Annotated in this window: 12 protein-coding genes; 6 read left to right on the forward strand and 6 right to left on the reverse strand. The window is 74.0% G+C overall.

Features of this window, described 5'->3' with window-relative positions:
* Nucleotides 1–153: 153 nt before the first annotated feature.
* The 6 genes from infB (at nt 154) to CNQ36_RS28685 (ending at nt 10070) form a co-directional block, all read left to right on the forward strand.
* The gene (gene infB, locus CNQ36_RS28660) at nt 154–3237 is read left to right on the forward strand and encodes a translation initiation factor IF-2 (RefSeq protein ID WP_121548102.1); all 3084 of its coding nucleotides are present in this window, start codon (nt 154–156) and stop codon (nt 3235–3237) included.
* 192 nt (nt 3238–3429) lie between these two features.
* Nucleotides 3430–3723, forward strand: coding sequence for a DUF503 domain-containing protein (locus CNQ36_RS28665; RefSeq protein ID WP_004924743.1), 294 nt, complete (start codon nt 3430–3432; stop codon nt 3721–3723).
* A gap of 49 nt (nt 3724–3772) precedes the next feature.
* Complete coding sequence (gene rbfA, locus CNQ36_RS28670) at nt 3773–4222, forward strand: 30S ribosome-binding factor RbfA (protein ID WP_004924742.1); 450 nt, start codon at nt 3773–3775, stop codon at nt 4220–4222.
* On the forward strand, nt 4219–5124 hold the full coding sequence (gene truB, locus CNQ36_RS28675; protein ID WP_121548103.1) for a tRNA pseudouridine(55) synthase TruB: 906 nt from the start codon (nt 4219–4221) through the stop codon (nt 5122–5124). Before rbfA ends, truB begins: the two co-directional genes overlap by 4 nt.
* A 248-nt stretch (nt 5125–5372) precedes the next feature.
* A complete protein-coding gene (locus CNQ36_RS28680) occupies nt 5373–8975 on the forward strand; it encodes a trypsin-like peptidase domain-containing protein (RefSeq protein ID WP_410177125.1) in 3603 nt (1200 codons plus the stop codon).
* Nucleotides 8976–9116: 141 nt separating this feature from the next.
* Nucleotides 9117–10070 (forward strand): bifunctional riboflavin kinase/FAD synthetase, encoded by a 954-nt coding sequence (locus tag CNQ36_RS28685; protein ID WP_121548104.1) that lies wholly within the window; start codon nt 9117–9119, stop codon nt 10068–10070.
* An 8-nt stretch (nt 10071–10078) separates the two neighbouring features.
* On the opposite strand, the gene CNQ36_RS28690 is transcribed toward CNQ36_RS28685, so the two are convergent.
* The 6 genes from CNQ36_RS28690 to CNQ36_RS28715 all read right to left on the reverse strand — a co-directional run bounded on the left by CNQ36_RS28690 (nt 10079) and on the right by CNQ36_RS28715 (nt 19642).
* Nucleotides 10079–11062, reverse strand: a complete 984-nt coding sequence (locus tag CNQ36_RS28690) for an ABC transporter ATP-binding protein (protein ID WP_121548105.1) — start codon at nt 11060–11062, stop codon at nt 10079–10081.
* Nucleotides 11059–12288, reverse strand: coding sequence for an ABC transporter ATP-binding protein (locus CNQ36_RS28695; protein WP_121548106.1), 1230 nt, complete (start codon nt 12286–12288; stop codon nt 11059–11061). Before CNQ36_RS28695 ends, CNQ36_RS28690 begins: the two co-directional genes overlap by 4 nt.
* A complete protein-coding gene (locus CNQ36_RS28700) occupies nt 12285–13199 on the reverse strand; it encodes an ABC transporter permease (protein ID WP_121548107.1) in 915 nt (304 codons plus the stop codon). Before CNQ36_RS28700 ends, CNQ36_RS28695 begins: the two co-directional genes overlap by 4 nt.
* The gene (locus CNQ36_RS28705; protein ID WP_121548108.1) at nt 13196–14215 is read right to left on the reverse strand and encodes an ABC transporter permease; all 1020 of its coding nucleotides are present in this window, start codon (nt 14213–14215) and stop codon (nt 13196–13198) included. The genes CNQ36_RS28700 and CNQ36_RS28705 overlap by 4 nt, the downstream gene beginning before the upstream one ends.
* Nucleotides 14216–14233: 18 nt before the next feature.
* On the reverse strand, nt 14234–16096 hold the full coding sequence (locus CNQ36_RS28710; RefSeq protein ID WP_121548109.1) for an ABC transporter substrate-binding protein: 1863 nt from the start codon (nt 16094–16096) through the stop codon (nt 14234–14236).
* A 276-nt stretch (nt 16097–16372) separates the two neighbouring features.
* The gene (locus tag CNQ36_RS28715) at nt 16373–19642 is read right to left on the reverse strand and encodes an SCO5717 family growth-regulating ATPase (protein ID WP_121548110.1); all 3270 of its coding nucleotides are present in this window, start codon (nt 19640–19642) and stop codon (nt 16373–16375) included.
* Nucleotides 19643–19910 lie beyond the last annotated feature (268 nt).

Raw genomic sequence — 19910 nt, forward strand, 5'->3', positions numbered from 1 at the left:
ACGGTAAGAACGCCGCGCGGAACCCGCCGCGCGGCCTGGTACCTCGCGAGTCGAAAGCAGGTCGAGATTGCGATGAGCACTCGATGAGTACGCGATGAGTACGCCCATGAACTAGCGACGGTCCGGACGCAACCCGGACCTCAGAGGAGCGAAGTGGCTAAGGTCCGGGTCTACGAACTCGCCAAGGAGTTCGGCGTGGAGAGCAAGGTCGTCATGGCCAAGCTCCAGGAACTCGGTGAATTCGTCCGTTCGGCGTCTTCGACCATCGAAGCGCCCGTTGTACGCAAGCTGACAGACGCCTTCCAGCAGGGCGGGGGCAACGGCAAGTCCGCCGCGAAGCCCGGTGCGCCCCGGAAGGCCGCACCCAGGCCCGCCGCGCCGTCCCCGGCGCAGGCAGGCGGCCCCTCGCGCGCCGCGAAGGCTGGAGGGGAGCGTCCCGCTGCCCCGAAGCCGCCGGCCGCACCCAAGCCCGCCGCGGCGCAGCCGCCGGCGGCACCGTCGGCTCCCGCGCCGGCGGCCTCCGGTCCGCGTCCGACGCCGGGCCCGCGCCCCGCGCCGCGTCCGGCTCCGGCGGCCCCGGAGTTCCAGGCCCCGCCCGCGGCGGCGGCACCGGCTCCGGCCGGTCCGAAGCCCGGTGGCGCCCGTCCCGGCGCGCCCAAGCCCGGCGGTCGTCCCGCCGGTCAGGGCCAGGGTCAGGGTCAGGGCGGCCAGGGCCGTCCGGCCGGTCAGGGTCAGCGTCCCGGTGGCGGCGCTCCGCGTCCGGGCGCCCGCCCGGCCGGTCCGCGTCCCGGTAACAATCCCTTCACCTCCGGTGGCTCCACCGGCATGGCCCGTCCGCAGGCTCCGCGCCCGCAGGGCCAGCGTCCCGGTCCGGGTGGTCCCGGCGGTGCCGGTCCCCGTCCGCAGGCCCCCGGTGGCCAGGGCGGCGGTCCGCGTCCGCAGGCTCCGGGCGGGCAGCGCCCGACCCCGGGCTCGATGCCGCGTCCGCAGGGCGGTCCCCGTCCCGGCGGCGGCGGCCCCGGCGGTCCGCGTCCCAACCCCGGCATGATGCCGCAGCGTCCCGCTGCGGGTCCGCGTCCCGGCGGTGGCCCCGGCGGCCGCGGTCCGGGCGGCGCGGGTCGTCCCGGCGGCGGTGCCGGTCGTCCCGGCGGCGGCGGCTTCGCCGGCCGTCCGGGTGGCGGCGGCGGTGCCGGTCGTCCCGGTGGCGGCGGCGGCTTCGCCGGCCGTCCCGGCGGTGGCGGCGGCTTCGGTGGCGGCGGTGGCCGTCCCGGCTTCGGCGGCCGTCCCGGCGGTCCCGGTGGCCGCGGTGGCACGCAGGGCGCCTTCGGCCGTCCCGGCGGTCCCGCGCGTCGCGGTCGCAAGTCGAAGCGGCAGAGGCGCCAGGAGTACGAGGCCATGCAGGCCCCGTCGGTCGGCGGCGTGATGCTGCCTCGCGGCAACGGCGAAGCCATTCGCCTGTCGCGCGGTGCCTCGCTCACCGACTTCGCGGAGAAGATCAACGCCAACCCGGCGTCGCTCGTCGCGGTCATGATGAACCTCGGCGAGATGGTCACCGCGACCCAGTCCGTCTCCGACGAGACGCTCCAGCTCCTCGCCGGCGAGATGAACTACACCGTTCAGATCGTCAGCCCGGAGGAGGAGGACCGCGAGCTGCTCGAGTCCTTCGACCTGGAGTTCGGCGAGGACGAGGGCGACGAGGAGGACCTGGTGGTCCGTCCGCCGGTCGTCACCGTCATGGGTCACGTCGACCACGGCAAGACCCGCCTCCTCGACGCCATCCGCAAGACGAACGTCATCGCGGGCGAGGCCGGCGGCATCACCCAGCACATCGGTGCCTACCAGGTCGCGACCGAGGTCAACGAAGAAGAGCGCAAGATCACCTTCATCGACACCCCGGGTCACGAGGCGTTCACCGCCATGCGTGCCCGTGGTGCGCGCTCGACCGACATCGCGATCCTGGTCGTCGCGGCCAACGACGGCGTCATGCCGCAGACGGTCGAGGCGCTCAACCACGCCAAGGCGGCCGAGGTCCCGATCGTCGTCGCGGTCAACAAGATCGACGTCGAGGGCGCGGACCCGACCAAGGTGCGCGGTCAGCTGACCGAGTACGGCCTGGTGGCCGAGGAGTACGGCGGCGACACCATGTTCGTCGACATCTCCGCCAAGCAGGGTCTGCACATCGACAGCCTCCTCGAGGCCGTCATCCTCACCGCGGACGCCTCGCTCGACCTGCGTGCCAACCCCACGCAGGACGCGCAGGGCATCTCGATCGAGTCCCGGCTCGACCGCGGCCGCGGTGCCGTGGCGACCGTCCTCGTCCAGCGAGGCACCCTGCGGGTCGGCGACACGATGGTGGTGGGCGACGCCTACGGCCGCGTGCGCGCCATGCTCGACGACAACGGCAACAACGTCGCCGAGGCCGGCCCGTCGACGCCGGTCCAGGTCCTGGGCCTGACCAACGTCCCGGGTGCGGGCGACAACTTCATCGTCGTGGACGAGGACCGTACGGCCCGTCAGATCGCCGAGAAGCGCGCCGCCCGTGAGCGCAACGCCGCGTTCGCCAAGCGCACGCGCCGCGTGTCGCTGGAGGACCTGGACAAGGTGCTCAAGGCCGGCGAGGTCCAGCAGCTGAACCTGATCATCAAGGGTGACGCTTCCGGTTCGGTCGAGGCCCTCGAGTCCTCGCTGCTCCAGCTGGACGTCGGCGAAGAGGTCGACATCCGCGTCCTGCACCGCGGCGTCGGTGCGGTCACGGAGTCCGACATCGACCTGGCGATGGGCTCGGACGCCATCGTGATCGGCTTCAACGTCCGCGCGGCCGGCCGCGCGGCGCAGATGGCCGAGCGCGAGGGCGTGGACGTCCGCTACTACTCGGTCATCTACCAGGCGATCGAGGAGATCGAGGCGGCCCTCAAGGGCATGCTCAAGCCGGAGTACGAAGAGGTCGAGCTCGGCACGGCGGAGATCCGCGAGGTCTTCCGCTCGTCCAAGCTGGGCAACATCGCGGGTGTGCTCATCCGCTCCGGCGAGGTCAAGCGCAACACCAAGGCGCGCCTCCTGCGCGACGGCAAGGTCATCGCGGAGAACCTCAACATCGTGGGTCTGCGTCGCTTCAAGGACGACGTCACCGAGATCCGGGAAGGCTTCGAGGGCGGTATCAACCTCGGAAACTTCAACGACATCAAGGTCGACGACGTCATCGCGACGTACGAGATGCGCGAGAAGCCGCGGGTGTAACACCCCTCGGCGTGTGCCGGCCGGCGGGACCGCGGTCCCGCCGGCCGGCTCGTGTGTGCGGGGGCGGCGGCGTCCCGGCGGGCGCAATATCCGTCGATCGCCGCACCCCCTTCGTTGTACGGTTCTGGTGTCCCTGCCCACCACGGAGGGCGGGGCACCGATCCCGTACCGGCGGGTGAACCGGCTGCACACATGTATGTGGGGACACTGTCCTTCGACCTCCTCCTCGGCGACGTACGGTCGCTGAAGGAGAAGCGCTCCGTCGTCCGCCCGATCGTCGCCGAGCTCCAGCGCAAGTACGCGGTGAGCGCGGCCGAGGTGGACCACATGAACCTCCATCGCAGGGCGGTCATCGCACTGGCGATGGTTTCCGGCGACGCGGGGCACCTGAGTGACGTACTGGACCGGTGCGAGCGGCTGGTCGCCGGGCGCCCGGAGGTGGAGCTGCTGTCCGTCAGGCGGCGCTTCCACGGCGAAGACGACTGACGACCAGAGCTTTCGAGAACACAGACAGGAAAGAACGGGAGACGGACCAGTGGCCGACAACGCGCGGGCGAAAAGGCTGGCGGACCTCATCCGAGAGGTGGTGGCCCAGAAGCTGCAGCGCGGGATCAAGGACCCGCGGCTCGGCACGCACGTCACCATCACGGACACCCGGGTCACGGGCGACCTCAGGGAGGCGACCGTCTTCTACACGGTGTACGGGGACGACGAGGAGCGGAAGGCCGCCGCGGCCGGGCTGGAGAGCGCCAAGGGCATCCTGCGCTCCGAGGTGGGACGTGCGGCGGGCGTGAAGTTCACGCCGACCCTGACCTTCGTCATGGACGCCCTGCCGGACACGGCGCGCAACATCGAGGACCTCCTCGACCGGGCGCGCCAGTCCGACGAGAAGGTGCGCGAGGCGTCAGCGGGCGCCAAGTACGCCGGCGAGGCCGACCCGTACCGCAAGCCGGACGACGACGAGACGGACGACACCGCCGAATGACGCAGAAGCACACCACGCCCGACGGCCTTGTCATCGTCGACAAGCCGTCGGGCTTCACTTCGCACGACGTGGTCGCCAAGATGCGCGGCATCGCCCGCACCCGGCGCGTCGGCCACGCCGGCACACTCGACCCGATGGCGACGGGCGTCCTGGTCCTCGGCGTCGAGCGGGCCACCAAGCTCCTCGGCCACCTCGCGCTGACGGAGAAGGAGTACCTGGGCACCGTCCGGCTCGGGCAGAACACCCTCACCGACGACGCCGAGGGGGAGATCATCTCCTCCGCCGACGCCTCCGGGATCACCCGCGAGGCCGTCGACGCCGGTGTCGCCAAGCTGACCGGCGACATCATGCAGGTGCCGTCGAAGGTCAGCGCCATCAAGATCAACGGGGTGCGCTCGTACAAGCGCGCCCGTGAGGGCGAGGAGTTCGAGATCCCCGCCCGCCCGGTCACCGTCTCCTCCTTCGCCGTGTACGACGTCCGGGCCGCGGTCGCCGAGGACGGCACCCCCGTGCTCGACCTGGTGGTGTCGGTCGTCTGCTCCTCCGGCACGTACATCCGCGCCCTCGCCCGCGACCTGGGCGCCGACCTGGGTGTCGGGGGCCACCTCACCGCGCTGCGCAGGACCCGCGTCGGCCCGTACAAGCTGGACTCCGCGCGGACGCTGGACCAGCTGCAGCAGGACCTGAAGGTGATGCCGGTCGCCGAGGCCGCCGCCGCAGCGTTCCCGCGCTGGGACGTCGAGGAGCGGCGGGCCAGGCTGCTCGTCAACGGGGTGCGGCTGGAGATGCCCGAGGAGTACGCCGGCTCCGGAGCGGTGGCCGTCTTCGGGCCCGGGGGCAGGTTGCTGGCTCTCGTGGAGGAGCAGCGGGGCAAGGCCAAGAGCCTGGCCGTCTTCGCCTGACGGACCGTGGGGCTCCGCCCGCGGAGCGGCGCCACGGGGATGGACATGCCGCCGCTCCACGGTCCCCCTCGGTTCCCCCACCCCTAGGGTGTATCCATCCACCCCCGCCTGTTCACCCGTAAGTGCGGGCGCTCGGAGTGAAGCGGGGGAGTGGAAGGGGGCGCGTTCGAAGGACGATCTGGCCCCGCTGATCATTCCGGCCCTAATGTCGCGGACAAGGGCACGGACGCACAGCGGGAGGCGAGACGATGCCGTCCCAAGATGAACCCCGTCATACGCGGGAGACCCCCAGTGACCTCGCGGGGCTCCCCGGCGGCCCGGCCGCCGACGTCCTGGTCCGGGTGCACGACCTGGCCGGCAGGCCGCGCGGTACCGGCTTCATGGCCGACCACCACGGGACGGTGCTCACCAGTCACGAGGCGGTCGACGGACTGCCCCGGCTCGTGCTGAGCGCCGGGGACCGCCACTGTGTGGTGACGGCCGACGCGGTGACCCCGCTGCCCGCGCTGGACCTGGCCCTCGTCCGCACCGAGGGCCTCGGCGTCGCACCGCTGCCGGTCACCGCGCGACGCGCGATCCGGCCCGGCGCCTATGTGCGGATCGCCGCCGGAGGCTGGCGTGAGGCGCGCGTGCTGGGCACCGGCGCCGTGACCTACACCGCCACCGACCGCCCCCACCTCCTCGGCCAAGCGCTGGAACTGGCGGTCGGCACCGCGGGCCGGGACGCGCTGCGCCTGGGCGGCGGAGCCGCCGGGGGCCCGGTGCTCGACGCCGTCACCGGCGCCGTGCTCGGCGTCCTCGGCACCGCGCTCCGCTCGGACAGCCGCGACGAGGGCTTCGCCGTACCGCTGCCCCCACCGGGTCCGGCCGCGGGGCCGCTCGCCGGGCTGCTCGCCGGCAACGCGGCGACGGTCCCGGCCTACGGCGCCGACCTCAACCTCGCCGGGGTGCGGGAACTCACGGCCGCCCCGGTGCTCCGGGCCGGGCCGACCGACGCCGTCGAGCCCGTCGAACGGCCCGCCGTCCTCGCCGAGTTCGCCGCGTTCGAGCGGGGCGGTGCCGCCGTGCTGGGCCTGGTCGGACCGCCCGGCAGCGGTCGTACGACGGAGCTCGCGGCGCTCGCCGCCCGCCGCCGTCGGGCCGGCCGGCCCACGCTGTGGCTGCGCGGCGCCGAACTGCGCGAGGACGACGGCTCGGTCGCGGACGCGGTCCGCCGCACCCTGGAACGGGCCGCCGTCGACGTCGCGGCCTCCCGCCTCCCGTTCCCGGCCACCCCCGACGACCTCGGTGACCTGTGCCCGGAGCGACTCGCCGGGCTCGCCCGCGCGGCCGGCCACCCCCTGCTGGTGCTCCTCGACGGCCCCGAGGAGATGCCGCCCGTACCGGACCACCGCTTCGCCGAGTGGACCGCCGGGACCGCGCGGTGGCTCCGGGCGACGGGGGCCCGGCTGGTCGTGGCGTGCCGCGCGGAGCACTGGGAGGCGGCCGGGGTGCTCTTCCCGGCGGAACTGCTGCACGCGGGCGCCGACCGCCCCGACGGGTCACCCGCCCGTGTGTTCCTCGGAGATCTCACGGCGGAGGAAGCCCGCGAGGCCCGCGCCCGCCACGGCATCCCCGAGGGCGCCGTGGCCGGGGCCGACGCCCGCCACCCCCTGACCCTGCGGATGCTCTCGGAGCTCCCGGCCGCTCCCGCCGACACCCCCGTGGACCGCGACGAGGTGTTCGCGGCCCATCTGGACCTGAAGTGCCTGCGCGTCGCCGAACGCCTCGCCGCGGGGAACGGGGTCCGCGGCACCGCCGTGCGCCGGCTGGCCGCCAAGGTCGCCGGACAGGTGCACGAGGCCGCCCGGCGCGGCCTCGGCGCCGGGCACGGCGAGCTGGACCCGGAGACGTTCGACGCGGTGTTCCCGTGGGGGCCCGCCCCCGGACGGCTCGGCGGCGGCACCGGCTGGGCCCCGGCCGTCCTCGCCGAGGGCCTCCTCGTCCCCGCCGGGACGGCCGGCTACCGCTTCGCGGACGAGGAGCTCGCCGACTGGCTCCAGGGCACCCACCTCGATGTGGACGACGCGCTGCGCGCCCTGGTCCACGCCCCCCGTCCCGCCGCTCCGCCCGCCCTAGATGCGGCCGCCGAGGACAGCCCGCCGCCCAGCCGCCGCGTGCTGCCCGCTGCCGCCTGCGACCCGTGGACCGTCGCCGGACCCGACCCCTGGGCCGTCGCCGGCACCGACGCTCCGGCCGCCCGCGACGGCCTGCTCCCGGCGGTGTCCGTCCACCGGACCGACGCCGCCGTCATCCCGGTCCCGCACCACCGCGCCGGTGTCGTCGTCGAAGCCCTGCTGTTCCTCGCGCGGCGGCACGGGAGCCGCCGGCTCACCTCCCGGCTCACGGACCTGGTGCACGCCCTCGACGCGGACCTCGACTCCTGGTGGGCCGCCCACCTGCTCACCGGGACCCTGGCACGCGTGCCCGACGCGACTCCGTACACGGAGGTGCTGCGGCTGCTGGCCGACCGTGTCGTGGCCTGGCGGGAGCAGCGGCGGACCGTGCCCTCCGTTCTGGGTCCGGCCTTCTGGACCGCCCTGCGGCTGCCGGCGGAAACGCGCTGCGCCCTGCTGCGCCGGCTCGTCCACGCCGACGGTCCCCCGTGCGAGAGCGGGCCCCGCTTCCTCGACGCCGCCGCGCACCTGCTGACCGCCGACCCCGCCGCCGTACTGCCTTGTCTGATCCGCTGGTTCGAGGACGACCGGCCGCTGCCCGCCACCCCGCACGCGACCGTCGCGACCGCCGCGCAGGCGCTGCTGCACACCCACCGGCGCGCGGCCCCGGACCTGCTGACCGAGGCGCTCGCCGACAGCGGGCACCGCCGCGCCGACCAGCTGCTCACCGTGCTGACCGAGGAGGAGCCCGCGACGATGTGCCGGGCCGTCGACCGGTGGGCGAAGGACGGACGGCCCGCGCGCCGGGCCGCCGCCGTCACCTACGGACTGCGGGCCGCGCCGCACGCGCGCGACGCCGCCGACCGCACCCTGCTGAGATACGCGGCGCTCGCCGTGCTGGTCCGCTCCGCCGACCGTGAGCTGCACGGCGGCGCGCTCGCCCTCCTGGTCCGCGACCCCGACAGCAGGGACCGCCACCTCCGGCGGGCCCTGGACCGCTTCGCTGCCGGAGACCCGCTGCTCCCGCCGAGCGCGCTGACCGGCGCGCTGGAGACCCACCCGGAGCCCGTCCTCGACGCCTTCCGGGCCAGGCTGGGGGACGCGGACGCGAGCGAGTCGCTCCGGGCCCTCGCCGACGCCGTCACCCCCGCCCTGGCCCCCCGGGTGGCCGCACTCGTGCGGGAGGCGGTGGAGCGGCGGCCGGAGCTGGCGGGGCACGTCGCCGCCTACGCCGACGGACGACTCGACCAGGGCCCCGCCGCCCGCGCCGTACAGCGCACACTCCTCACCGTCCTGCTCGACGGCGGCCCGCGTCCCCTCCGCCTGGCCCTCGCCGGTGTCCTCGCCGCCCCCGGGACCCCGGCCTCCCGACCCCTGCGCCGCGAACTGCTGGAGACCCTGCTCGGCGGCGAGTCCGACCCCTGCGTCCTGGAGGCGGTGCTGCGCACCGCCGTCCGGAACACCGGCCCCGAGCCGCGCGTCCTCGTCCACCGCACCGGTCTGCTCCTCGTCCGCACCCCGGAGGGAGCCGCCCGCTTCGACGGCTGCCTGGCCGACCTGGCCCGCCATGTCCCGGGCTTCGCGGCGACGGTGGCCGGCTGGCTGGCGGACGCCCCGCGCGAGTGGGCCGCGCTCGTGGGACCCGCCGCCCGGCGCGTGATCGAGGAGCCCGCGGGAGCGGTCGTCCCCGCCTGACCTGGGCCGGCAGGTGCGGCCCGTCACACAGCACCCATGCCGATGCGGGCCCCCGGCATGGGGCATGGCACCCTTAGAGTCGCGCAGAGAAGTCCACGGACCCGGGTTCGTTCGACAAGGTTTCGACAAGGAGCAGGCACAGTGCAGCGCTGGCGTGGCTTGGAGGACATCCCCCAGGACTGGGGGCGCAGCGTCGTCACCATCGGCTCCTACGACGGAGTCCACCGTGGCCACCAGCTGATCATCCGGCATGCCGTGGACCGCGCCCGTGCCCTCGGCGTCCCCGCCGTCGTCGTCACCTTCGACCCCCACCCCAGCGAGGTCGTCCGCCCCGGCAGCCACCCCCCGCTCCTCGCCCCGCACCACCGGCGCGCCGAACTCATGGCGGACCTGGGCGTCGACGCGGTCCTGATCCTGCCCTTCACCAGCGAGTTCTCGAAGCTGTCCGCCGCCGAATTCGTGGTCAAGGTCCTGGTCGACAAGCTGCACGCCAGGGCGGTCGTCGAGGGCCCGAACTTCCGCTTCGGCCACCGGGCGGCGGGCAACGTGGAGTTCCTCACCGAGCAGGGCGGGATCTACGACTTCGACGTCGAGGTCGTCGACCTGTACGTCAGCGGCGCGGCGGGCGGCGGCGAGCCGTTCTCCTCGACGCTCACCCGCCGCCTGGTCGCCGAGGGCGAGGTCGAGGGCGCCGCCGAGATCCTGGGCCGCCCGCACCGGGTGGAGGGCGTCGTCGTCCGGGGCGCCCAGCGCGGCCGCGACCTGGGCTTCCCCACGGCCAACGTGGAGACGCTCCCGCACACCGCGATCCCCGCCGACGGCGTCTACGCCGGCTGGCTGCACGCGCAGGGCGAGGCCATGCCGGCCGCGATCTCCGTCGGCACCAACCCCCAGTTCGACGGCACCGAGCGCACGGTCGAGGCGTACGCCATCGACCGTGTCGGCCTCGACCTGTACGGCCTCCATGTCGCCGTCGACTTCCTGTCCTTCGTCCGCGGTCAGGCGAGGTTCGACACGCTCGAGGCGCTGCTGGAGCAGATGGCCGAGGACGTCAAGCGCTGCAAGGAGCTCGTCGCCGCGGCAGAGAAGCCGTAGCCGGCGGGTCAGCCCTTCACGGCGTGCGCCCAGTGGCACGCCACCTGCGGCGCCCCGCTCCCGTCGAGGATCTCCGGGTCCCGGCCCCGGCACGCCTGGGCCACCCCCGCACGGTCCGCGTCCCCGCCCGCCAGGATGTGGCAGCGGGCGTGGAACCGGCAGCCGGAGGGGACGCGGGACGGGTCCGGGGGCTCGCCCGCGAGGATCACCGGTTCGCCCGGGGCCTCGGGGAGCACCGACAGCAGTGCCTGGGTGTAGGGGTGCCGGGGCGCCGTCAGGACCCGCTCCACCGCCCCGGCCTCCACGATCCGGCCCAGGTACATCACGGCGACCCGGTCGGCGATGTTCCAGGCCAGCCCCAGGTCGTGCGTGACGACCAGCGCGGACAGGCCCAGTTCGGCGCGCAGCCGCAGCAGCAGGGCCAGGATCTCCCCGCGTACCGACGCGTCGAGGGAGGCCACCGGTTCGTCGGCGACGAGGAGTTCGGGCTCCAGCACCAGTGCGCCCGCGATCACCACGCGCTGCCGCTGACCGCCGGACAGCTCGTGCGGATGGCGCAGGAAGAAGCGTTCCGGCGGACGCAGCCCGGCCCGTGACAGCGCCTCGGCGACGGCGGCCCGCTCGTCACCGCCGTGCCCGTGGACACGCAGCCCCTCGGCCACCGCGTCGTACACCGTGTGGCGGGGGTTGAGCGAGCCGCTCGGGTCCTGCAGCACCAGCTGCACCCGCCTGCGGTACGCCTTGAGGGACCGCCCGGAGTACCGCAGCGGCCGCCCGTCGAAGACCACCCGCCCCGCGGTCGGCTCGACCAGGCCCAGCAGGGCGCGGGCCAGCGTCGTCTTGCCGCATCCCGACTCGCCGACCAGCGCGACGATCTCACCGCGCCGGATGTCCAGATCGACCCCGTCCACGGCCCGTGCGACGGGAGCGCCGCGCCGGCCGGGGAAATCGACGCGGACACCTTGGACGCTGAGCAGAGCAGAAGCACTCATGGCCTACGGAACCCCTCTTCCACTCCACCACCCGTGCCACCGGCCTCCGCGCCCGGCCCGTCGGCCCCTGCGTGCCGTCGAGGGCCCGGGCCCTCGGCCGTCGCGCCCGGCTGCGGGCCCGGTTCGCCGGGCGTGGCGCCCGCTCCGGGCATCGGCCCGCGGGTCGAGGTGGGCTGCGGCGGAGAGCCGGGACCCTCGGCCGGCGTGCTCCGTGGGGAGCCGGGACTGTCACCCGTGGTGGGCGGTGGGTGCCCCGGTTCGCCGGGGTCCGAGGGCTCCGGGGTGACCCGTACGCAGGCCGCGTGCCGGTGCGGGCCCGCGGGCCGGAGGGCCTGGTCCTGCACGGCGCAGGAGTCCAGCACCACCGGGCACCGCGGATGGAACGCGCAGCCCGACGGCAGCGCCGACGGGTCCGGCGGGTCGCCCGGCAGGCCGCGCGGCGCGAAGCGCGACGCCGGGTCGCCGATCCGCGGGAACGCGGCCGACAGCGCCCGGGCGTACGGATGCTGGGCGGCCTCGTACACCTGCCGCGCCGGGCCCTCCTCCACCACCCGGCCCGCGTACATCACCGCCAGCCGGTCGCAGGTGCCCGCGAGGACCGCCAGATCGTGGCTGATCATGATCAGGCCCACGTCCTGGTCCGTGACGAGCCGTTCGATCAGCCGCAGGATCTGCGCCTGGATCATCACGTCGAGCGCGGTCGTCGGCTCGTCGGCGACGATCAGCCGGGGACCGCAAGCCAGCGCCATGGCGATCATGACGCGCTGCCGCTGCCCGCCCGACAACTCGTGCGGGTACGCCGACCCCCGGGCGGCCGGGAGACCGACCTGCTCCAGCAGTTCCCCGGTCCTCCGCCGCGCCCCGGCCGGGGTGGCCCTGCGGTGCAGCAGCACCGGCTCGGCGATCTGGTCGCCCACGCGCCGCACGGGGTTGAGCGAGTGCATCGCCCCCTGGAACACGATGGACGCCCCGGCCCAGCGGACCGCCCGTACCCGGCCCCACTTCATGGCCAGTACGTCCTCGCCGTCCAGCAGGATCTCCCCGCCGACCCGGGTGCCCGCCGGCAGCAGCCGCAGCAGCGCCAGCGCCAGCGTGGACTTGCCGCAGCCCGACTCCCCGGCGACGCCCAGCTTGCGGCCGGCGTCCAGCCGCAGGTCCACCCCGCGTACCGCGTTCGCCCCGCCCGGGTACGTCACCGTCAGCCCCCTGACGTCCAGCAGAGTCAACGGGACACCCCCAGCCTGGGATCGAGGACGGACTCCACGGCCCGTCCGCACAGCGTGAAGGAGAGCGCCACCACCGCGATGGCGACGCCCGGCGGCACCAGGTACCACCAGTGCCCGGCGCTCACCGCACCCGCCTCCCGGGCGTCCTGCAGCAGCCCGCCCCACGACACCACCGTCGGATCACCGAGCCCCAGGAAGGCCAGCGTCGCCTCCGCGAGGATCGCCGAGGAGATGATCAGCGTCGTCTGCGCCAGCACCAGCGGCGTCACATTGGGCAGCACGTGCCGGGACATGATGTGCCAGTGCCCGCCGCCGAGCGCCCGCGCGCGCTCGATGTAGGGCCTGGCCTCCACGGCCAGCGTCTGGGCCCGCACCAGCCGGGCCGTCGTCGGCCAGGTCGTCACCCCGATCGCCACGACGATCGTGAGCAGCGAGCGGGACATCACCGTGGCCAGCGCGATCGCCAGCACCAGCGTCGGCATCACCAGGAACCAGTCGGTGATCCGCATCAGCACCGTCGCGTACCAGCCCCCGAAGTGCCCCGCCGTCACCCCGATCACCGTGCCGATCGTCACCGACAGCACCGCCGCGAGCAGTCCCACCAGCAGCGACACCCGTGCTCCCCAGATCACCAGCCCGAGCAGATTCCGTCCGAACCGGTCCGCGCCGAGGGGGAGTCGGGCGCCGGGGCCCTCCAGCGGACTGCCCGGCGCGTCGGTCACGTCGGCCACCTCGGCCCCGACGAGCAGCGGAGCGGCCAGCGCGAGCAGAGCGAACAGCGCCAGCGTGGCGAGGCCGAGGAGTCCCGCCCGGTGGGCGCGGTACCGCCGCCAGAAGCGCGCGGCAGAGGCCCGGCGCCGCCGCCAAACCAGGGCGCGAGGGCGCACGCCCGGCGTCCTCCCGGCCGTCATCGCCCCACCCGGGGGTCGAACAGCGGATAGATCAGGTCGGCGAGCGTGTTCATCAGGATCACCGCGGCGGCGAACACGAGGAACAGCCCCTGCACCAGCGGCAGATCGGGCACGGTCAAGGCCTGGTAGAACAGTCCGCCCAGGCCCGGCCAGGAGAAGACCGTCTCCACCAGGATCACACCGGCCACCGTCCGTCCGAGGTTGATGAAGATCAGCGTCACCGTCGGCAGCAGCGCGTTGGGCAAGGCGTGCCGGCGCCGCACCAGGTCGTCGCGCAGCCCCTTGGCCCGTGCGGTCGTCAGATAGTCGCTGCCCATCTCGTCCAGCAGCGCCGAGCGTGTCACCAGCAGGGTCTGCCCGTACTCCACGGCCACCAGCGTCACCACGGGAAGCACCAGATGGTGCGCCACGTCCACGGCGTACGCGAGGCCCTCCTTCCCGCCCGACTCCATGCCCCCGGTCGGGAACAGCCCCGGCAGCGGGCCGATCCCGACCGACAGCGTGACGATCAGCAGCAGTCCCAGCCAGAAGGACGGCAGCGAGTAAAGGACCAGCGCCAGCCCCGTGTTGAGCCGGTCCCCGAGCCTCCCGTGCCGCCACGCCGACCGGGTGCCGAGGAGGATCCCGAGCACCGTGTAGATGACGAAGGCGGTCCCGGTCAGCAGCAGCGTGTTCGGCAACGCCTCCGTGATCTTGTCGACCACCGGCGCGTTGAACTGGTACGACGTCCCCAGATCGCCGGTGAGCGCCTTGCCGCAGTAGTCCGTGAACTGCTGCCACAACGGCAGATCGAGCCCGAACTCCTGCCGATACGTCGCGAGTTGCCCGGCCGACACGGGGCGTCCGCCGGTCATGAACCTCACCGGGTCCCCGGGGATCATCCGGAAGAGGAAGAAGCCGGTGACGAGGACGGCGAGGAGTGAGACGGCCGCACCGGCCACCTTGCCCGCCACATGACGCGGGTAGGCGGTGGTGAGACGGCCGCCGACCGATGCGGAGGTCGCGTCAGCGGTCATGAGCGCCGTTCGCCCCGTCTACTCGCGGTCCTCGGCCGTGGCCCGCCGCCGCACCGCCACCAACGCCCCCAGTCCCGCGAGCACCACGACACCCGCGACGATCCCGATGATCACGCCCGTCGACGACGCGTCGCCGCCCGTGTCGGCCGAGTCGGCCGGCACCGCCGACCACCAGCTCCAGTAGCCGTCCTGCCCGTAGATGTTGCCCGCCTCGGCGGGCATGGTGGTGATCGACGCGATCTGGTCCGTGCGGTACGCCTCGACCGCGTTCGGGTACGCCATGACGTTCATGTACCCGAGGTCGTACAGCCGCGACTCCATCTGCCGGACGATGTCCGCCCGTTCACCCGCGTCGTACTCGGCGAGCTGCCGCGCGTACAGCTCGTCGTACGTCCTGTCGCAGATGAAGTTGTCGGTCGCGCCGGTCTCCTCCGGGGTGGCCGGGAGCGCCGCGCAGGTGTGGATGGACAGCACGAAGTCGGGGTCCGGGTTGACCGACCAGCCGTCGAAGGCGAGGTCGTACTCGCCGGCGAGCCAGGGATCGGTCACGTTGTCCAGGCAGTTGAGCGTGACGCCGATGCCGAGGTCGCCCCACCACTCCTCGAGGTACTGGCCGATCGCCTTGTCGTTCGGGTCGGTGGCGTGGCACAGCACCCGGTAGTCGATCGGCTCGCCGTCCTTGCCGACGCGTCTGCCGTCACCGTTCTTCCGGTAGCCGGCCCGGTCGAGCAGCCGCGCCGCCTCCGCCGGGTCGTACGCCAGCTCCTGGCCGTCCGACGGTTCCCAGAAGTACTGCGAGAAGCGCGGCGGGATGTATCCGGCGCCCTCCACGGCGTGCCCCTGGAACACCTTGTCGATGATCGTCTTCCGGTCCACCGCCATGAACAGCGCGTTGCGCACCCGCCGGTCGAGCAGCGAGGGGTGTCCGTCCCCGATCTTCTCGCCGTTCCTGGCCCTGGCGCCCGGGTTGGTGGCGAGGGCGTAGAAGCGGCGGCCCGGGGCGTCGTTGACGCGGATGTTCTTCTCGCGCTTCAGCGAGGCGGCCTGCGCGGGCGTGAGGGACGGCGACCCGGCGACGAACGACACCTCACCCTTGCGCAGCGCCGACACTGCCGCGTCCTGGTCCTTGTAGTAGCGGAAGACCAGTTCGTCGAACTTGGGCGACCCGCGCCAGAAGTCCTTGTTGGCCTTCAGCCGCACATAGCTGTCCGCCTTGTAGTCGGTGAGCACGAACGGCCCGTTGCCGACCACGGGGAAGTCCTTGTCGTTGTTGAACTTCGTGTAGTCGCCGACCTTCTCCCACACGTGCCTGGGCACGATCGGCACGTCCAGCGCGGTCATCGTGGCCTGCGGCTTCTTCAGCTTGATGACCAGCCGGGTCGGGCTCGGCGCGGTGACCTTCTCGAAGTTGGCGACGAAGCTGCCGTTGGCGGTGGCGGCGCCCGGATCGGTCATCATCGTGCGGAACGTCCAGGCCGCGTCCTCGGCCGTGGCCCGCTTCCCGTCCGACCAGGTGGAGTCGGAGCGGATGGTGTACGTCCAGGTCAGCTTGTCCGGCGAGGACTCCCACTTGGTGGCCAGCCCCGGGACTACGTGGTTGTCCTCGGCGTCGTAGTTCGTCAGGTACTCGTAGGTGAGCCGGTGGATGCTCGTGCTGAGCAGCCGCACCGCCAGGAACGGGCTGAGCGAGTCGACGCTCTGCGCCACCGCCACCGTCAGCACCTTCGTGCCGCCGTCGGCCGCCCGCGCCTGCTGCGGCGCCGGGCCGAGCGGGGTGGCGAGTCCGGCGCAGAGGGTGAGCGCGACGGCTCCGGCTGCCATGAGGAACCGGGTGCGGCCCGGGCTGCGGTGATGACCGCCGTACTGATCGTTCGTTTCCATGGTCGCTGACCTCGCGTCATCGCTCGCACGGGAAGGACGGGCTGATCAGATGAGTGATGAGAGTGTCTATCAGCGACAACTGCGAGCGTCAACGGCGCGCGCACCCCGTGTGGCCTGCGGAAACATCGATGTCACAGACGCTCTCCCACCCAATGGTCCAGACCGCTGAAGCGTCCCTGGCCAGCGGCTGGCGGCGGATCACGCGGGCGCGGACAGCGGCAGGGGCGGGCCTCCCGTCAACCGGGAGACCCGCCCCTGCCGCGTCGCGGCCGGCCCCTACTGCTGCGGGGGCGGCTGCTGCCCGGGCTGCGCCGGGTAGGGCTGAGCCGGATGGGCCTGCCCCGGAACCTGCGGGTACGGGTGGCCGGGCGGGACCGGCGGCTGCCCCGGCTGCGCGTACGGCTGTCCGGGCTGCGGCTGCTGCGGGTACGCACCCTGCTGCGGATACGGTCCCGGCTGACCCGGCACGGGCTGACCCGGAACGGGCTGGCCCGGCAGCGGCGGGGCGGCGACCGGCGGCGGGTTGCCGTCGGAGGTCCACAGACCGTGCGACTGCTGGTGCCGGACGAAGTCCTCGGCGACCATCGCCGCGAGGTTGAAGTACGCCTCCCGCACCTTGGGCCGCATCATGTCGAGGTCGACCTCCGCACCGGCGGCGAGGTGCTCGTCGAAGGGCACGACCAGCACCCCCCTGCACCGGGTCTGGAAGTGCGACACGATGTCGTCGACCTTGATCATCTTGCCGGTCTCGCGCACCCCGGAGATCACGGTGAGCGACCGCGACACCAGGTCCGCGTACCCGTGCGCGGACAGCCAGTCCAGCGTCGTACTCGCGCTGCTGGCCCCGTCCACCGACGGCGTGGAGATGATGATGAGCTGGTCGGCGAGGTCCAGCACCCCGCGCATCGCGCTGTAGAGCAGGCCCGTACCGGAGTCGGTGAGGATGATCGGGTACTGCTTGCCGAGCACGTCGATCGCGCGCCGGTAGTCCTCGTCGTTGAACGTCGTGGACACGGCCGGGTCGACGTCGTTGGCGATGATCTCCAGACCGGAGGACGCCTGCGAGGTGAACCGCCGGATGTCCATGTACGAGTTGAGGTACGGGATCGCCTGGACGAGATCGCGGATGGTGGCCCCGGTCTCACGCCGCACCCGGCGGCCGAGCGTGCCGGCGTCCGGGTTGGCGTCGATCGCGAGGATCTTGTCCTGCCGCTCGGTGGCGAGGGTGGAACCGAGCGCGGTGGTCGTGGTCGTCTTGCCGACACCGCCCTTGAGGCTGATGACGGCGATCCGGTAGCACGACAGCACCGGCGTGCGGATCAGCTCCAGCTTCCGCTGCCGCTCCGCCTCCTCCTTCTTCCCGCCCAGCTTGAAACGCGATCCGCCGGACGCGGGGCGGCTGCTCTTCGGCTTCTGCCTCCTGCTGTTGAGCAGCCGGTCCGAGGAGAGCTCCACCGCCGCGGTGTAACCGAGGGGCGCGGCACCGGGGTTGGTCGGCTGCCGCTGGTCGTGCTGGATGGGCTGCGGCCAGGCGGCCCCGGCCCGCGGGTCGACGGGCGGCTGCGGCGGCTGCCCGCCCTGCGGCGGCACATCGGGGTTCTGCGGCTGGGGCTGCTGCGGGAAGCCGTAACCACCTGGCTGTGCCGGGGGAGTCGGGCCCGCACCGGGCGGAAAACCGTACCCGGCCGGTGCGTTGGGCGGGTTCCCCGGCTGGGGCTGTGCGGGCGGCTGCGCCGCTGCGGCACCGGCCTGCGGGAAGCCGTACCCCGCCTGCGGAGCGGAGGGGGTCTCGGGCTGGGGCTGTGCGGCGGGCGCGGCCCCGGGCTGCGCGGGCACCTGCGGGCCCGCCGGACCGCCACCGGCCTGCGGGAACCCGTAACCCGCCTGCGGAGCGGGCGGCTGTGCCGCACCGGGCTGACCGGGCGGGTTCCCGGGCTGGGGCTGCGCGGGCGGCTGCGGGAAGCCGTACCCGGCCTGCGGCTGGGGAGCAGGCGAGGGCGCCTGCGGCGCCGTGCCGGACTGGGGGAACCCGTATCCGGCCGGTGCGTTGGGCGGGTTCCCCGGCTGGGGCTGTGCGGGTGTCTGCGGTGCCGTCGTGCCGGGCTGAGGGAAGCCGTATCCCGCCTGCGGAGCGGGCGGCTGTGCCACACCAGGCTGAGCGGGCTGGGGCTGTGCGGGTGTCTGCGGTGCCGCAGCGCCGGGCTGCGGGAAGCCGTATCCGGCGGGCTGGGCCGGGGTGGCCGGCTGGTTCCAGGCGGCGGGCGCGGGCTGCGGCGCCTGCGGCTGGAACGGCGGCTGCTGGGCTGGTACGACAGGCTGGTCCTGCGCCGACGCGGGCTGAGGCTGCTGACCGGGCGTGCCCGCCTCCGCGGGCCACTGGCCCGCCGCAGCGGGGTACGCCGGCGGCACCGGGGGCGCGGCCGGCGGCGGGGGAGTCCAGGAGGGCGGGGCGTCGGGCGCTGCCGGGACGGCATCCTCGGGGGTCTCGGCGGGCGCCGCCTCGGGCACCGCGTCGTTCACCGGCTCGGCGTCCGCGGGGTCGTCGGCCGCCGGTGCGTCCTCGGCGGGCACCGGGTCCGCGGGCTCTGCCTCCGGCTCCGCCGGCGCGGCGTCGTCCGCCACCTCGGTCACCGAGGGCTCGGCGTCGTCGCCGCTCGCGTCCTCGACGGACTCGGAGTCCTCACCCTCGTCCGCCGCCGCGGCAGCCTCCTCGGCGTCGGCGTCGGCGTCGATGTCGGGGGAGCCCGTGGAATCCACCGACTCGTCGGCGACCTCCGAGGAGTCCTCGTCCGCGTCGGTGCCGTCCGCGACGTCGGACGGCTCCTCCCGGGCTTCCCCGGCCTCCGCGCTCGACGCGGCCGCGGCCTCCGCCTCGCGCTCCGCGATCTCCCGCTTCACCGCGGCGGCGGAGAAGCGGATCGTGGCGCCGCTCTCCAGATCACCGGTGTCGCCGCGCTCCTCCTCGGCCGCAGGCTTCTCCTCGGCCGCGGGCTCCTCCCCGGCGACGGGCGCCGACCACTGCGACGGGAACCCGCCGACCGGAATGTTCGGCACGCCCGAGGGCGAAGCCGAAGCGGAATCCGCGGACTGCTCCTCCGCTGCCGGCCGTTGCGGCTCGAACCCGCTCCCCTCCGGAAGCCTGGGCACGGCCACCGGCCCCCCGGCAGGAGGCGCGGGCGGCACAGGCGGCGCGGGTGGAGCGGGCGGCGTGAACGGCGCGGGCGCGGGCGGAACCGGAAGGGACGACGGCCCCGTCGCCCCCACCGCGTGCGGGGGCGGAGCGAGCCCCGGCAACGGCGGCACGGGCCCGCCGGACGAAGGGGCGGGGGCAGGCGAGGCGCCGGAAGCACCCGGGGAATCCGGGGCGTCCGGGGAAGAGGACGGCGCCTCCGGCTCCGCACTCCCCGAAGCGTTCTGCGTGTACCAGGCAGGCGGCGCGTAGTCGATGGTGAACTCGCCCGTCGTCTCGATGGCGGACTCCGCATCGGGCCGGCCCTCGCCGGGTGTCGCCCAGCCCCCGCGCGTCCCGTCCCGGTCGCTGCTCACAGTTCCTCCTGGTTGGTCGAGCACCCTCGTGCGTGCTGGGGGCGACCATGTGCCCTCCCCGTAGGACGCCGATGCCCGGTTCACGGGTTCTGGCGTCGCGCCGGGTACCAGCCTAATCACCAGGAGCCCCGCCCCGTCAGCCCCGCCCACCCCTCGGCACGGGCCGTCCGGCCCCGCACACCGCGGCCAAGACCCGTCAGGAATTCACTACTTAAGAGGGCAAAATCGCTCAACACCCGTGCAACGGTCAACAGCCGTGCCACGCAAT

The organism is Streptomyces fungicidicus, from assembly GCF_003665435.1.
GTDB lineage: Bacteria > Actinomycetota > Actinomycetes > Streptomycetales > Streptomycetaceae > Streptomyces > Streptomyces fungicidicus.